Below are 15,064 nucleotides of genomic sequence, written 5' to 3' on the forward strand. Positions count from 1 at the left end.
CCCGCCCGAAGGGCTGGCGCGGCGCCGCGCCGGCCCGGATGTCAGGATTTGCGCGACGCCTCGCCCGCCCGCGGGGCCGCTTCGTCCGCCGACCGGGTCTGGCCGATCCGTGCCGCGGACTTCACGAGGGAGAGCACGTCGCGGCGCATCTGATCATCGGCGATCTGATTGTAGGCGCGGAGCAACTCGACCGCGCCGGCAACCCGAAGCAGGGCGGGACCGCTATCGGTCGTCGCCTCGGGCTCGGGCTCGAAGAAGCTGGAGACCGGGACGCCGAGCCGCTCCGCGATCGCCTGCAGGCGGCCCGCACCGACGCGGTTCTTGCCGGTCTCGTATTTCTGGACCTGCTGGAAGCTGACGCCCAGCGCGCTGGCCAGCGCGGACTGACTCAGTCCGTTAGCCGCCCGAAGAAACGCGATGCGGCTGCCGACCCCGTGATCGATCGCTGTGGTCTGCTTCGGCTTGGGGGTTGGGTTCGCCATAGTTGGTAGTCCGGATGTTCTTGCTGTTGGCAGGCTTGCTCGCCCGAATCCGGGGCGCCACTCACAACCGACAGGTGCAACATCGCGCGGCCAAGATCCAGACCTGACATCTGTTAGTGCCACAGGTCAGCCGCGCGCGCAACGAATGGTTACGCTTTCGAAATCTAAGGTCCAGAAGACCGCAATCTGAGCCGCCCAATGCCTGCCGACGTAACAACTCAAATACCGGCTTCGATCAAATATAAGTGAGCGTTATCGGCTAAAGATCCACTCTTGAAGACTTTTGGCCGCTATCGGGTTGCCTGCCTCGCGGTCGCGCCGCGGGGCCGGCGCGTGCGAAGCCTGTCCGTTGGAAAGCGATCGACTCAGTGCTCGCCGCGGCGTGACGGCGGAGGAATCACGCCGCCGGGCCGAGCCAATCGGTGACGATTCGCAACTGGTCGTCGTCCAGCAGCGCGGGCGCGTGGCCGCACTCGGGGATCTCGACGCGCCGCGTCGGCGGTCCCCGCCGCGTCATCTCGTCGGCCGTCGAGGCGAGGAGAAGTTCCGAGTGCTCGCCGCGCAGCAGCAGGACCGGACAGGTGATCGCGTCCCAGTCGCGCCACATGCTCACGCTGTAGACGCGGCCGGGCCGGAACGCGTCGCCGATGCCGGGATCGTAGTGGGGCCGCCAGCCGCCGTTGGGCTCCTGGAAGAAGCTGTGCTTGGCGATGTGGCGCCACTGCTCGTCGGTGAGCGGTCCGAACGCCCCCAGCACCGTGCGGAGACGCGACTCGCCCGAGGCGAGGTTATGGTGGAGTCGAGGCGCGTCGCGCAGGCGCGACCCGATCTCGCGGATCGGCGCCCAGGGCAGGAACGGGCCGATATCGTTGATCACCATCCGGCGAATCGGGGACCGGGCCGCCGCGGCGAGGACCATTCCGGTCAGGCCGCCGAGAGAGGTGCCGACCCAGTCGATCTTTCCGGGAACCCGGAGATGGGCGATGAGCGCGGCCATGTCGGCGGCGTATTGCGGCAGGCCGTAGAGTTCCGGGTCCTTCAGCCACCCGCTGAGGCCGCGTCCGGGCAGGTCCGGGCAGATCACCCGGTAGCCGAGCTTTGCCAGCCGGTAGCCGAGGGCGTCGAAATCGCGGCCCTGCCGGCTGAGGCCGTGGACGCACACGACGACGTGCGGGCTATCCGGCTCACCCCATTCCACGTAGGCGATGCGGTGGAAGTCGTGCGGTGCGTAGGCCTGGAAATGGCCGGTCCGGAACGGCACGTCGGCGCGGCTCAGACCGTCGAGCCGCGGCGGCACGTCGGGTGCGGATCTCGGCGCCACGGTGCCGGCGGTCACGGGGTCTCCGTGCGCGCGGCGGCCTCACGGGCGAGACGGCCGGTCGTCTGGTGGAGGTCGACCATCTGGTCGGTCAGCCGACGCGCCTGCTCCTGCAGGAACGCGATGTTCAGCGCCGCGACCTCGCGGGCGTCGGCCGCCTTGGCAACGCGGTCGGCGAAGTCGAGGCTGGCGCGGACATTCGTGTCGGAGGCGACGAGCATCCGGTGGCCGATCTCGCGCATCGCCGCCATGGCGTGGACGGCGTTGTCCTCGAAGGCGTTGTAGAGCCGTGCGCCGGCGGCGTCCCACTGCTCGCGCATCCGGCGGACCCCCGCCACGTTGCTGTCGGTGAGCTGGTGCGCGGTCTCGCGGCTGGAGCCCATGACCGCGCGCCAGCCCTCGAAGCTCTGCGCCATCGAGGCTTCGAAGGCGTTGAGCGCCATCTCGCCCGCCTCGGCGAAGCGCTCATACGCCTCGCGCGCGCGGGCGACGCCGCTCTCGGCCACGGCGCGGCCGGTCTCCTGGGAGATCGCCGGCAGGTTGTCGTTCCCCACAATCGTCTCCCCGGATGGGCCGGTCGCACGCGGCCCCGACGGCGCATGGCTGGAATACGGGCATCCGCCAGGGGCGTTCTCCCGTCAACAGGGCCGGGTAACAGAATCCGCGCGCGGCCCACATTGTCCCGGTGCCCGCGATTGACAGGGGCGGCGGCCGCGAAATCATCGTCACGCGGAGCGAACGCCACGCCCGCCGCCCGATCAGAAGGCTGCACGATGACGGAGACCCGTCCGACCCGAGCCGCGAGCCGTGAGACGGGCGCGCATCCGTTCGAGGTCGGGCTCGCGCGCCGGCCGGCCAACTACGTCCCGCTGACGCCCGTGAGCCTGCTGGCGCGGGCCGCCGCCGCGGCGGGCGGGCGGGTCGCCGTGATCGACGGCGACCGGCGCCTCACCTACGCGGAGCTCTACGCGCGCTGCCGGCGCCTCGCCGCGGGCCTCGGGGCCCGGGGGATCGGGCCGCTCGACACCGTGGCGATCCTGGCGCCGAACGTCCCGGAGATGATCGAGGCGCACTTCGCCGTGCCGATGCTCGGCGCGGTGCTGAACCCGCTCAACATCCGCCTCGACGCGGCGACGATCGCGTTCTCGCTGCGGCACGGGGGCGCCCGCGCGCTCCTCGTCGAGGCCGAGTACGCCGCTCTGGCCGCCCGGGCGCTGGCGGATCTCGCCGAGCCGATCCTCGTCGTGGCGATCGGTGGGAACGGGATCGACGGGGCCCTGCCCTACGAGGCCCTGCTGGCCGAGGGCGATCCGGACTACGCCTGGACCGGCCCGGAGGACGAGTGGCAGTCGCTCTGCCTGCTCTACACGTCGGGAACGACCGGCGACCCCAAGGGCGCCGTCTACAGCCATCGCGGCGGCTATCTCCAGGCGCTCGGCAACGCCGTCACGTTCGGCCTGACCGGCGAGAGCGTGTATCTCTGGACCCTGCCGATGTTCCACTGCAGCGGCTGGTCGTACCCCTGGGCGAGCGTCGCGGCCTGCGCCACGCAGGTCTGCCTGCGCAAGGTCGAGCCGGCGGCGATCTTCCGGCTGATCGCCGAGCACGGGGTGACGCATCTGTGCGGGGCCCCGATCGTCCTCTCGATGATCGCGCACGCGCCGGCCCAGGACCGGGTGCCGTTCCCCCAGCGGGTGCGCTGCGCGGTCGGCGGCGCGGCACCGTCGTCGACGATCATCCGCACCATGGAGGAGCTGGGCTTCCAGGTGACGCATCTCTACGGCGCCACCGAGAGCTACGGCCCGGCGACGGTCTGCCTGGCGCAGCCGGACTGGACCGATCTCTCTGACGCCGAGCGCTACGCCCGCATGGCCCGCCAGGGCGTGCCCCTGGCGACGCTGGAAGCGGTGAGCGTGGCCGACACCGCGACCGACGCGCCGGTGCCGCGGGACGGCGCGACGGTCGGCGAGATCCGCCTGCGCGGCAACACGGTGATGAAGGGCTATCTCGGCAACCCGGACGCGACCGAGCAGGCCCTCGCCGGCGGCTGGTACCGGACCGGCGACCTCGCGGTCTGGCATCCCGACGGGTCGGTGGAGATCAAGGACCGGGCGAAGGACATCATCATATCGGGCGGCGAGAACATCTCCAGCCTGGAGGTGGAGGAGGTTCTGATGCGCCATCCCGCGGTGATGCTGGCGGCCGTCGTGGCGCGGCCGGACCCGACCTGGGGCGAGAGCCCCTGCGCGTTCCTTGAGGTGAAGCCCGGTTCGGCGGTGCCGAGCGACCTGGACGTGATCGCGTTCTGTCGCGAGCACATGGCGCGGTTCAAGGTGCCGAGGACGGTGGTCTTCGGGCCGCTGCCGAAGACCTCGACCGGCAAGATCCAGAAATTCGTCCTGCGCGAGCAGGCGCGGGCCCTTTGACCCCCGCCGGTCCCGCGGTGGGACCCGTCCGGGGCGGGGTCGCTACAGGCCGGAGACGAGGTGGCCGCCGTCGACCGCCAGGACGCTGCCGGTCATGTAGGCGCCGGCCTCCGAGGCCAGGAGCAGGAGCGGCCCGTCGAGTTCGGCCGCATCGCCCAGCCGGCGCTGCGGGATGCGCTTGATCAGCGCCCGGCCGGCATCGGACTCGAAGAAGGCGTCGTTGAGCTCGGTCTTGATGTAGCCCGGCGCGAGGGCGTTCACCCGGATGCCGTAGCGTGCCCATTCGAGCGCGAGGCTCTTGGTGAGCTGGACGACCGCCGCCTTCGAGGTGGCGTAGGGCGCGAGCCCGCCGGTGACCCGCAACCCGAGAATCGACGCGATGTTGACGATGCTGCCGCCCGCACCGTGCCGGACCATGCGCCGGCCGGTCGCCTGAGCGACCTGCCACACGCCCTTGAGATTGGTGTCGAGCACCGTGTCCCAGTCGGATTCCGCGAGGTCGAGAGCCGGCTTCGTCGCCGTCACGCCGGCGTTGTTCACCAGCACCGCCACCGGTCCGAACCGCGCTTCGGCGGCGTCGAGCGCCCGCTCGACGCTGCCGGCGTCGGTGACGTCCATGACGACGGCGTGGGCCTCCCCGCCGGCGGACGCAACGCGGGCGACGGTCTCGGCGAGGGCGTTGGCCCGGCGGGCCCCGAGCGAAAGGCGCGCGCCGGCGCGGGCCAGGGTCGCGGCGAAGTGACGGCCGAGGCCGCTGGAGGCCCCGGTGACGAGGACGTGGCGGCCGGCGAGATCGAACGGGCCCGCCATCTCAGCGCACCGCGGCGCCGGCCGGGACGACGCTTCGCAGAGCGGCCCGGAACGGACCGGTGATGACGGGATCGGTCATGGCTCTGCGCCTCCCCTGCACGCGCCGCCGGTCTTCGGGCCGCGGCGTCGACGTCCGTTGTGGACCGCCTCCGCCGGCTCCGCCAGCCGGCTTGCGGCCCCTGCCCGCTCATCGGCGGCCGAAGAGCCGCTCGATGTCAGCGAGCTTCAGCTCGATCGAGGTCGGGCGTCCGTGATTGCACTGTCCGGAATTGGGTGTCGCCTCCATCTCACGCAGCAGCGCGTTCATCTCCTCCGGCCGCAGGCGCCGCCCGGCCCGGATCGAGCCGTGGCAGCTCATGCGCGACAGGACCGCGTCGAGACGCCGCCCGAGCGGGCCGCCCTCCGTCGCCGGGACGCCGCCCTCCTCGTCGCCGCTGGCCTCCAGGGCGTCGAGAATGTCGGTGACGAGGTCGCGCGTCGAAGCACCGATCAGCGCGGCCGGCACCTCGCGCACCAGCACCGCCCCGGGTCCGAACGCCTCGATGGACAGGCCCAGCCGGTCGAGATCGGGAGCGGCCGCGACGAGCCTGTCGGCCTCCTCGGGGCTCATCTCGACCACGTCCGGGATCAGGAGCCCCTGCCGGGCGATGCCGCCGGTCTTCCGCTCGGCCTTCATCCGCTCGTAGACGAGGCGCTCGTGGGCGGCGTGCTGGTCGACGATCACGAGTCCGTCCCGGGTCTGGGCGAGGATGTAGGTCTCGTGGATCTGCGCGCGGGCGGCCCCCAGCGGATGATCGAGCGCCTCCGCGGCCTTGGCGGCGGCGCGGGTGTCGGCCTGGGGCGGGGCCACCACCGCGTCGGGCTCGGGGCCGGCCCAGACGGCCTGATCGGCCTCGCCGAAGCCGGCCGGCTCGACCCGAGCCGGCTGCGGCGCAGGCCGCCACGCCGTCGCGGGACGGTAACCGGGGGGCGCCGCGACCGAGGGCGACCCGCTCGGAAAAAGGCCGGGGCGGGTCGGCCGGAACAGGCTCGGGGCGGTAGCGCCGCTGTGGGTCGCGAGCGGCGGGCCCGCCGGGCGCAGGGCGTCGAGGGTCCGCGCTGCGCCCGTGGTGGCCGAGCGGGCGCCCCCGCGGCGCAGGGCGTCGTGGATCGCGCTCACGATCAGTGCCCGCACGAGGCCCGGCTCGCGGAAGCGCACCTCGGTCTTGGCCGGGTGGACGTTGACGTCGACGAGGCCCGGGTCGCACGCGACGGCGAGGCCGAGCACCGGATGCCGGTCCGAGGCCAGGGTGTCGGCATAGGCACCGCGGATCGCCCCGAGCAGGAGCCGGTCGCGCACGGGGCGACCGTTGACCGCGAGGTGGATATGGGTCGCCGCGCCGCGGTGATAGGTCGGCAGGCCGACGTGGCCGGTCACCGCGAAACCCTCCCGGGCCAGGGAAACCGGCAGGGCGTTGGCGAGGAAGTCCTGTCCCAGCACCGCCGCGAGGCGGCGCAGTTCCGCCTCGGCCCCGGTCTCGGCCGGCAGGACCAGGGGCTGCCCGGCATCGGTCCTCAGGGTGAAGCGGATCCCCGGCTGCGTCGCGGCGAGACGGCGCAGCGTCTCGGCGATGGCGGCGTTCTCGGCCCGGTCGGACTTGAGGAACTTGAGCCGCGCCGGCGTCGCGGCGAAGAGCTCGGTCACCTCGATCCGGGTGCCGCGCTGGGCCGGGGCCGGGCGGACCTGACCCTTGAGCCCCGCGTCGACCGTCAGGCTCGCCCCCGCCTCCGCCTCCGGCGCGCGGGTGACGATGGCGAGCCGCGACACCGCACCGATCGACGGCAGGGCCTCGCCGCGGAAGCCGAGTGTCTCGATCGCCGTGAGGTCGCCGCCCGGGAGCTTGGAGGTGGCGTGCCGCTCGACCGCGAGGTCGAGATCGTCCGGCGTCATGCCGCGGCCGTCGTCCACGACCCGGATCAGCCGGCGCCCGCCGGCCTCGACGGTGACCTCGACGGCCCGGGCCCCGGCATCGATCGCGTTCTCGACCAGCTCCTTCACGGCCGAGGCCGGGCGCTCGACCACCTCGCCCGCGGCGATGCGGTCGACGAGCACGGGATCGAGGCGGCGGACGGACGGCGCGGACAGGGAGGACATCGCGCGCAGGATAGTCGCTGCGCGGCGGCGATCCAATCGGTCCGACCGCGCCGGCCGTTCAGGCGCGGCGCTTCGACCCGCCCAGAGAGATGCGGCCGGCGCCGCCGCGCGGTCCGTGGCTCGCCGTCGCCACGGGGCGGCGGGACAGGTCGTAGAGGACGTTTCCGACGAGGCCCGCGGTCCGCCGCAGGGTCGCGCCCTCGCAGGTCGCCGCGACGCGGACGCCGATCGCGTGGGTGTGGCTGCGGCCGTAGAGCCAGACGGCGAGCCGGGCGCGCGTCGACTCCGGGATGCCGTCGAGCAGGAACGCGGCCCCCTCCGGATCGGCCTTGATGAGCCGGCCGACCACGTCCGGCGCGACCGGACAGTCGAGGGCGGGGTCGTCGATGCTGAGTGTTCGGTCCTGGGTCATGGCGGCCCCTGACGGTGAGGAGCCGTCACGGTGGGCAGTCTTGGTTAACGAATACTCACCACGGGTTGTGAGCTCGCGTCCCCGCAGCAGGTCGCGACGGCGCGTTGCTGCGGTGCAACCGGCACCGCGCCTGAAATCCCGAGACGCTAAAGCGGCCGCCGGATCAGCCGGGCGATCAGGCCGACGATGCCCTCGCGGAACAGCAGCACGCAGAGCACGAAGACGCAGCCCTGGATGATCGTCACCCAGGCCCCGAACTGCGCCAGGTACGTCTCCATCGTGACGATCACCAGCGCGCCGACGATCGGCCCGAACACCGTCCCCATGCCGCCGACGAGGGTCATCAGCACCACCTCGCCGGACATCGACCAGTGCACGTCGGTGAGCGAGGCAAGCTGGAAGACGATCGCCTTTGTGGAGCCCGCGAGCCCGGCGAGCGTCGCCGAGAGCACGAACACCGCGAGCTTGTACTGGCTGGCGCGGTAGCCGAGCGAGATCGCCCTCGGCTCGTTGTCGCGGATCGCCTTGAGCACCTGCCCGAAGGGCGAGTGGATGATCCGGTAGATCAGCAGCATCCCGGCCATGAACACGACGGCCACCACCGCGTACATCACCCGGTCGTCCGCGAGGCTGATCGCCCCGAACAGGTTTCCGCGCGGCACCGCCTGGATGCCGTCCTCGCCACCGGTGAACTTCGCCTGCAGGGAGAAGAAGAACACCATCTGGGCGAGCGCCAGGGTGATCATCGAGAAGTAGATGCCCTGCCGCCGGATCGCCAGCGCGCCGAAGACCAGACCCAGCAGCGCGGCCGTGACCGTGCCGGCGAGGATCGCCAGTTCGGGCGTGAAGCCCAGGCTCTTGGCCGTGTAGGCGCAGAGATAGCTCGCCATGCCGAAATAGGCGGCGTGGCCGAAGGAGAGCAGACCGCCGTAGCCGAGCAGGAGATTGAAGGCGAGCGCGAACAGCGCGAAGCACAGCACCTTCATCAGGTAGACGGGGTACAGGACCAGCGGTGCTACGACGAGCAGCACCGCAATGCCCACGAAGATGAGGCGGTGGAGCGCCTTGTCGTCCCGGCTCGTCGGCACGGCGGCGGCGACCGGGGCGGCGTCGAGGGCGGCGGTGTCGGCCATGGGGATGCCTCAGATCGCGATCAGGCCGTGCGCCCGAACAGGCCGGCGGGTTTGACGAGCAGCACCAGCACCATGATCACGAAGATCACGGTGGCCGACGCCTCCGGATAGAACACCTTGGTCAGCCCCTCGACGAGGCCCAGGGCGAAGCCCGTGATCACCGAGCCGATGATCGAGCCCATGCCGCCGATCACCACCACGGCGAAGACGACGATGATGATGTCGGCGCCCATGTTGGGATTGACCGAGTAGATCGGCGCGGCCAGCACCCCGGCGAAGCCCGCCAGCGCGACGCCGAACCCGTAGGTCAGCGTCAGGAACAGCGGCACGTTCACGCCGAACGCCTGGACCAGGGTCGGGTTCTCGGTGGCGGCGCGCAGATAGGCGCCGAGCTTGGTCTTCTCGATGACGAGCCACGTGGCGATGCAGACGGTCAGCGAGGCGACCACGACCCAGGCGCGGTAGTTCGGCAGGAACATGAAGGGCAGGCGCTGGCCGCCCGACAGCTCGGCCGGGATCGCGTAGGGTAGCCCCGAGACGCCGTACTGGTTGCGGAACAGGCCCTGGATGATCAGCGCCAGACCGAAGGTCAGCAGGAGGCCGTAGAGGTGATCGAGCTTGTAGAGCCGCGCGATGAGCACCCGCTCCAGCACGATGCCGAACGCGCCCACCACCAGCGGTGCGAGCCCCAGCGCCCACCAGTAGCCGAGGCCGACATAGGTGAGCAGCATCCAGGCCACGAACGCGCCCATCATGTAGAGCGCGCCGTGGGCGAAATTGATGATGTTCAGGAGCCCGAAGATGATCGCGAGCCCCAGCGACAGGATCGCGTAGAACGAGCCGTTGATCAGGCCGAGCAGCAATTGCCCGAACAGGGCCTGCGTCGGCACACCGAAGATCGTGGTCATGGCCGGTCTCCGCGCCCCGATCCCACCGTCAGCCCTTCACCAGCGGGCAGTTACCCTCGTTGAGCGGCCGGAAGACCTGATCGCCCGGGATGGTCTCCAGCTTCTTGTAGAGGTCCCACTCGCCCTTCGACTCGGCGGGCTTCTTGACCTCGAACAGGTACATGTCGTGGATCTTGCGGCCGTCCGCGCGGATCACGCCCTTGCCGAACAGCGGGTCGTCCGTCGGCATCGCCTTCATCTTGGCGACGGTCGCTGCCCCGTCGGCGGTCGACTTCGTCTCGGCAACCGCCTTCAGGTAGTGGAGCACGTCCGAGTAGACGCCCGCGTGGTTCGCGGTCGGCTTCGAGCCGTTCTTCATCTGCTTGGCGAAGCGGTCCGAGAAGGCGCGGGTCTGGTCGTTCAGGTCCCAGTAGAACGGCTCGGTGAGCACCAGCCCCTGCGCCACCTTGGTGCCGAGCGAGTGCACGTCCGAGGAGAAGACCAGGAGGCCGGCGAGCGCCTGGCCGCCTTCGGTGATGCCGAACTCGCCCGCCTGCTTGATCGCGTTGATCGTGTCGGTGCCGGCATTGGCCAGCCCGATCACCTTGGCGCCTGACCCCTGCGCCTGCAGCAGGAAGGACGAGAAGTCCGAGGTCGGGAACGGCGTCTTCACCGAGCCGACGACGTTGCCGCCGTTCTTGGTGATGACCGTGCTGGTGTCGCGCTGCAGGGTCTGGCCGAAGACGTAGTCGGCGGTGAGGAAGAACCACGTGTTGCCGCCGCGCTTGACCATCGCGCCGCCAGTGCCGTTGGCGAGCGCCACCGTGTCGTAGACCCAGTGGATCGTGTTCGGCGTGCATTGCGGGCCGGTGAGGTCGGCCGTGCCGGCGCCGGTGTCGATGAAGACCTTGTTCTTCTCCTTGGTGACCTGGCTGATCGCCAGCGCCACCGAGGAGGTCACCCCGTCGGTGATCATGTCGACGGCGTCGCGGTCATACCATTGCCGGGCGATGGCCGCGCCGACATCCGGCTTGTTCTGATGGTCGGCCGAGACGATCTCGACCTTCAGCCCGTGCTGCTCGGGCTTGAAATCCTCGACGGCGAGCTTCGCGGCCACGACCGAGCCCTCGCCGCTGATGTCCGAATAGGCGCCCGAGCGGTCGCCCAGGATGCCGATCTTCACGGTGGTCTGCGCGGCCGCGGTGCCCATCATCAGGGCACCGGCGAGGGCAGCGAGGGTCACGGGCCGGGCGATGCGTCCGAGCATTTTCGTTTCCATCCTCCAGCGGCGCGGCGGACCCCCGCCGGCCGAGTATCGGGGCGCCGTTTTCTGGCGCTTCTACGGTTTTCGCGTGCGAGGTTCAGACGCCGAGATAGGCGTGCAGCTTGTCGATATTGGCGTCAAGCTCGGCATTGGGGATCATGTCGACCACCCGCCCCTGCTCGATCACGAAGTGCCGGTCCGCCAAAGTCTGGGCGAAGCGGAAATTCTGCTCGACCAGGACGATGGTGTAGCCCTGAGCCTTCAATTGCTGGATGGTCCGGCCGATCTGCTGGACGATGACCGGCGCGAGACCTTCCGTGGGCTCGTCGAGCAGGATCAGCTTGGCGCCGGTGCGCAAAATGCGCCCGATCGCCAGCATCTGCTGCTCGCCGCCCGAGAGCTTGGTGCCCTGGCTGCCGGCGCGCTCCTTGAGGTTCGGGAACAGCGCGTGGATGTCCGCCACCGACATGCCCCCGGGCTTCACCCGCGGCGGCAGCATCAGGTTCTCGTGGACCGTCAGGCTCGCGAAGATGCCGCGCTCCTCCGGCACGTAGCCGATCCCGAGCCGGGCGATGTTCCGCGAGGCCATCCGCACCGTCTCGACGCCGTCGTACACGATCGAGCCCGAACGCTTGCCGAGGATGCCGATGATCGCCCGCAGGGTCGTGGTCTTGCCCGCGCCGTTGCGGCCGAGCAGCGTGATCACCTCGCCCGCGCGCACGTCGATGTCGATGCCGTGGAGAACGTGGCTCTCGCCGTACCAGCCCTCCAGGCCTCGGACGGTCAGCAGCGCGTCGGTCGCGGCCGCCGGAGATGTCTTGAGAGCCGCCTCAGGCATGTCCCGCCCCGATATACGCTTCGACCACGCGCGGATCCTTCGAGACCGTGGCGTAGTCGCCCTCGGCCAGCACCTGCCCGCGGGCCAGCACGGTGATCCGGTCCGACAGGGAGGCGACCACGGAGAGGTTGTGCTCCACCATCAGGATGGTGCGGTCCTTCGAGACCCGGCGGATGAGTTGCGCGGTGCGCTCGACGTCCTCGTGGCCCATGCCGGCCATCGGCTCGTCGAGGAGCAGCATCTCCGGATCGAGGGCGAGCGTCGTGGCGATCTCCAGCGCGCGCTTGCGCCCGTAGGAGAGCTCGACCGCCAGCACGTCGGCGAAGTCCGAGAGGCCGACCGCCTCGACCAGGGCGAGCGCCTCGCCGTTCAGAGCGCGCAGGACCCGCTCAGGACGCCAGAAGTCGAAGGAATCGCCGCGCCGCCGCCGCTGCAGGGCGATGCGGACGTTCTCCATCACCGTGAGGTGCGGGAACACGGCCGAGATCTGGAAGGAGCGCACGAGGCCGAGACGGGCAACGTCCGCCGCCTTCAGGCCCGTGATGTCGCGATCCTTGTAGCGGATCGTCCCGGCGGTCGGGATCAGGAACTTCGTCAGCAGGTTGAAGCAGGTGGTCTTACCGGCCCCGTTCGGCCCGATGAGGGCGTGGATGGTGCCGCGTTCCACCTGCAATGCCACGCCGTTGACGGCCCGGAATCCGCGGAATTCCATCGTCAGGCCATCGGTCGCCAGGATCACATCCCGTGCCAAGCGTGTCCCTCCCGGGTTTGATTTCTTGCCGCCATATCGCCGATCCGCGCCAGCACAGTCCATCGCAAACGCTCGCGGCGGCGCGACAATCCCCCGGGACTGATATCAGTCGCCGGCCGTGTCATGGCGGCCGGGGGACCGAGCTTGACCGCGTCGCGGCGCCCACTTAACTCAGACAAGTCGGGCGGCACCGGCCGGAGGGATTTCCAGATGGGCGGTCGCGCGGCCTACATCGCCGTCGACTGGGGCACGACGCACCGTCGGGCCTTCGCGATGTCGGAGGCGGGAGCCGTCCTCGACGGCCTGCACGAGGAGCGCGGCGTGCTCGCCCTGACAGCCGACGCGTATCCGGCGGAGATCGCGGCCCTGCGCGCGCGGTTCGGCGCCCGCCCCGTCATCGCCGTGGGCATGGTCGGTTCCAATCGGGGCTGGCAGTCGGCGCCATACGTGGATGCCCCGGCGACCCTCGCCGCCCTGGCGGAGGCCTGCCTGGAGCCCGTCCCCGACGTCCGGATCGTCCCGGGAGTGGCCCTGCGGGACGGCGCGCGTCCGGACGTGATGCGGGGCGAGGAGATCCAGGTCTTTGGCGCGATCGGAGTGGGCGCGGCCCCTGCGACGGCCCTGTTTTGCCAGCCCGGCACGCACAACAAATGGATCGAGACGGTCGACGGGGCCATCACGGATTTCACCACGGTGATGACCGGGGAATTCTTCGCCCTCTTCCGGGCGCACGGCATCCTGGCGGGAATGCTCGACGGCGCGGTCGAGGACGGGACCGCCTTCCGGGCGGGCATCCGCCGCGGCCTGGCCTCCGGCAATCTCGCAGCCACCCTGTTCGAAGTTCGATCCGGCCTGCTGCTCGACCGGCTCGCGCCCGAGGAGGCAGCCCCCTACGCGAGCGGCATCCTGGTCGGCGCCGATCTCGGCACGCGGGCCGATCTGCGGCGCAGACCGGTGCACCTGCTCGGGGGCGGCCACCTCGCGGCCCTCTACGCCGCCGCGATCGGCGAAGCGGGCGGGGATCCGGTGATGGTGCCTGACGGTTCAACCACGGCCGGTATCCACGCCATCTGGAGTCTGCGGGCATGACCATCCTCGACCGTTTCGAGGCGGCCTTCGCGGCCTGCCCGCTCGTCGCCATCCTGCGGGGGCTCACGCCGGACGAGGCTCCGGCCGTGGGGGAGGCCCTGGTCGGGGCCGGGTTCACCCTCGTCGAGGTGCCGTTCAACTCGCCAGACCCCCTCCGGAGCATCGCCGTGCTCGCCGAGCGGCTCGCTGGGCGGGCGCTGGTCGGGGCCGGCACAGTCCTGAGGCCGGCGCAAGTCGGCGAGGTCGCGGCCGCTGGCGGAACCCTCGTGGTGTCGCCGAACGCCGATCCGGACGTGATCGGCGCCACCTCCGCGGCGGGACTCGTCTCCCTTCCGGGCTATCAAACACCGACGGAGGCCTTCGCCGCGCTGGCGGCGGGCGCCACCGCGCTGAAGCTGTTCCCGGCGGACGTGGCGACGCCCCTGGCGCTCAAGGCGCATCGCGCGGTCCTGCCGCCGGATACGCGGGTGCTGGCCGTCGGCGGCGTCGTGCCCGAGACCGTCGCTGGGTGGCGTCAGGCTGGCGCCGACGGATTCGGTCTCGGGTCCAATCTTTACCGGCCCGGGAAAGCGGCGGCGGACGTCGCCCGCGACGCCGCCGCTTACGTGGCGGCGTTCAGGCGCGGCGCCTGAGGTCAATGCCGGCGCCCCGCCCGCTCCTGACGGGCGGACACGGTGAGCCGCATCGGCCGCGATCCCTGCCCTCGGCCGGGAGCGCACCTCCACAACCGGCCTCCCCGCGCGGGCGCGACCGGTTCTCAGAACGGCCGAATCCACGTCGCCCGGGGGTCGGCCATCCCACCGGCGCGCGCCCCGCGCAGGTCGCCAGCCGGCGATGCGCCGCGCTATCGACGATTCGCGATCTCGCGGGACGGTCGGTCCGACCGGTCGACGACCGTCCGGCAAGCACCGCTCAGCGACACGCGCTTCTCGCGGAGGCAGAGGGTGATCGCCCCCGCATTCGGGATCTGGGCGGCGCACAGGCGCATCACGTCCGGCGTGCAGGCGGCCCGGTCGGCGCCGGTCTCCGCGAGCGCCGGAGCCGAACCGACGAGGAGAGCGAACAGGGCGAGGGGGGCGGACTTCATCGCGGTGATGTCTCCTGGGCGGATCGTGGCGGCGGGCGGCCAAGCCTCGGCGTTCGGCGAGAACGTCGACGCCGCGGAAGATATCCCGTCGCGCTTGTTTCAATCTGACGCAGGGTGCCGCCGCCGACCCGCGGGGCCGACGCACTCAGCGGCGACCATCCGGTGCGATCGCACCGGTGATCACCGGCTCGATCACGGCCGCGCCGACGACCGGTTGCGGTCTCTGACGATCGAGCTTGTCCGCCGAGACGAGGGCGGCGGCGATCAGGGCCGACACGGCCAGCGTCGCCTTCACCACGTCCCAGACCCGCGCGAGCATGGTCGAACTCCAACGGCGTCATCGCGTGCGAGCGGCGGATCCGCCTCATCAATCCGCCCGACCCGCATCCTCGACCGCAGCCCTGACCAAAACCTTTCCCGGGGAAACGGAGAC

16 protein-coding genes are annotated in these 15,064 nt (G+C 71.0%); 3 read left to right on the plus strand and 13 right to left on the minus strand.

The window, feature by feature from the left end; translation table 11 throughout:
* Positions 1 to 41 precede the first annotated feature (41 nt).
* The 3 genes from ACLBXO_RS08240 to ACLBXO_RS08250 form a co-directional block, all read right to left on the minus strand.
* The gene (locus ACLBXO_RS08240; RefSeq protein WP_331313327.1) at positions 42 to 482 is read right to left on the minus strand and encodes a helix-turn-helix domain-containing protein; all 441 of its coding nucleotides are present in this window, start codon (positions 480 to 482) and stop codon (positions 42 to 44) included.
* A gap of 397 nt (positions 483 to 879) precedes the next feature.
* On the minus strand, positions 880 to 1,818 hold the full coding sequence (locus tag ACLBXO_RS08245; RefSeq protein WP_331313328.1) for an alpha/beta fold hydrolase: 939 nt from the start codon (positions 1,816 to 1,818) through the stop codon (positions 880 to 882).
* Complete coding sequence (locus ACLBXO_RS08250; RefSeq protein ID WP_331313329.1) at positions 1,815 to 2,354, minus strand: phasin family protein; 540 nt, start codon at positions 2,352 to 2,354, stop codon at positions 1,815 to 1,817. The genes ACLBXO_RS08245 and ACLBXO_RS08250 overlap by 4 nt, the downstream gene beginning before the upstream one ends.
* Positions 2,355 to 2,573: 219 nt before the next feature.
* Here ACLBXO_RS08250 and ACLBXO_RS08255 point away from each other — a divergent pair, with 219 nt between their 5' ends.
* On the plus strand, positions 2,574 to 4,226 hold the full coding sequence (locus tag ACLBXO_RS08255) for an AMP-binding protein (RefSeq protein WP_447685072.1): 1,653 nt from the start codon (positions 2,574 to 2,576) through the stop codon (positions 4,224 to 4,226).
* Positions 4,227 to 4,268: 42 nt separating this feature from the next.
* Here ACLBXO_RS08255 and ACLBXO_RS08260 read toward each other — a convergent pair whose 3' ends face one another.
* The 8 genes from ACLBXO_RS08260 to ACLBXO_RS08295 all read right to left on the minus strand — a co-directional run bounded on the left by ACLBXO_RS08260 (position 4,269) and on the right by ACLBXO_RS08295 (position 12,455).
* On the minus strand, positions 4,269 to 5,036 hold the full coding sequence (locus tag ACLBXO_RS08260; RefSeq protein ID WP_447685073.1) for an SDR family NAD(P)-dependent oxidoreductase: 768 nt from the start codon (positions 5,034 to 5,036) through the stop codon (positions 4,269 to 4,271).
* 187 nt (positions 5,037 to 5,223) lie between these two features.
* On the minus strand, positions 5,224 to 7,170 hold the full coding sequence (gene mutL / locus ACLBXO_RS08265; RefSeq protein WP_447685074.1) for a DNA mismatch repair endonuclease MutL: 1,947 nt from the start codon (positions 7,168 to 7,170) through the stop codon (positions 5,224 to 5,226).
* A 58-nt stretch (positions 7,171 to 7,228) separates the two neighbouring features.
* On the minus strand, positions 7,229 to 7,582 hold the full coding sequence (locus tag ACLBXO_RS08270; RefSeq protein ID WP_447685075.1) for a hypothetical protein: 354 nt from the start codon (positions 7,580 to 7,582) through the stop codon (positions 7,229 to 7,231).
* Between the two features lie 146 nt (positions 7,583 to 7,728).
* Positions 7,729 to 8,715 carry a branched-chain amino acid ABC transporter permease gene (locus ACLBXO_RS08275; protein WP_331313332.1) on the minus strand — a complete coding sequence of 329 codons (987 nt, stop codon included), beginning with the start codon at positions 8,713 to 8,715 and terminating at the stop codon, positions 7,729 to 7,731.
* Between the two features lie 20 nt (positions 8,716 to 8,735).
* Positions 8,736 to 9,623 carry a branched-chain amino acid ABC transporter permease gene (locus ACLBXO_RS08280; RefSeq protein ID WP_043380394.1) on the minus strand — a complete coding sequence of 296 codons (888 nt, stop codon included), beginning with the start codon at positions 9,621 to 9,623 and terminating at the stop codon, positions 8,736 to 8,738.
* 28 nt (positions 9,624 to 9,651) lie between these two features.
* On the minus strand, positions 9,652 to 10,869 hold the full coding sequence (locus ACLBXO_RS08285) for an ABC transporter substrate-binding protein (RefSeq protein ID WP_447685076.1): 1,218 nt from the start codon (positions 10,867 to 10,869) through the stop codon (positions 9,652 to 9,654).
* Between the two features lie 94 nt (positions 10,870 to 10,963).
* Positions 10,964 to 11,704, minus strand: a complete 741-nt coding sequence (locus tag ACLBXO_RS08290; protein ID WP_331313334.1) for an ABC transporter ATP-binding protein — start codon at positions 11,702 to 11,704, stop codon at positions 10,964 to 10,966.
* A complete protein-coding gene (locus ACLBXO_RS08295; RefSeq protein WP_026604669.1) occupies positions 11,697 to 12,455 on the minus strand; it encodes an ABC transporter ATP-binding protein in 759 nt (252 codons plus the stop codon). The genes ACLBXO_RS08290 and ACLBXO_RS08295 overlap by 8 nt, the downstream gene beginning before the upstream one ends.
* A 210-nt stretch (positions 12,456 to 12,665) precedes the next feature.
* On the opposite strand from ACLBXO_RS08295, the gene ACLBXO_RS08300 reads away from it, so the two are divergent.
* Positions 12,666 to 13,544 carry a 2-dehydro-3-deoxygalactonokinase gene (locus tag ACLBXO_RS08300; RefSeq protein WP_447685077.1) on the plus strand — a complete coding sequence of 293 codons (879 nt, stop codon included), beginning with the start codon at positions 12,666 to 12,668 and terminating at the stop codon, positions 13,542 to 13,544.
* Complete coding sequence (locus tag ACLBXO_RS08305) at positions 13,541 to 14,176, plus strand: 2-dehydro-3-deoxy-6-phosphogalactonate aldolase (protein WP_447685078.1); 636 nt, start codon at positions 13,541 to 13,543, stop codon at positions 14,174 to 14,176. The genes ACLBXO_RS08300 and ACLBXO_RS08305 overlap by 4 nt, the downstream gene beginning before the upstream one ends.
* A 212-nt stretch (positions 14,177 to 14,388) precedes the next feature.
* On the opposite strand, the gene ACLBXO_RS08310 is transcribed toward ACLBXO_RS08305, so the two are convergent.
* Both ACLBXO_RS08310 and ACLBXO_RS08315 read right to left on the minus strand, forming a co-directional pair.
* Entirely contained in the window at positions 14,389 to 14,631 is a 243-nt protein-coding gene (locus ACLBXO_RS08310; protein ID WP_331313337.1) for a hypothetical protein, read from the minus strand.
* A gap of 145 nt (positions 14,632 to 14,776) precedes the next feature.
* On the minus strand, positions 14,777 to 14,950 hold the full coding sequence (locus ACLBXO_RS08315) for a hypothetical protein (protein WP_447685079.1): 174 nt from the start codon (positions 14,948 to 14,950) through the stop codon (positions 14,777 to 14,779).
* Positions 14,951 to 15,064 lie beyond the last annotated feature (114 nt).

The organism is Methylobacterium sp. C33D (assembly GCF_053345825.1).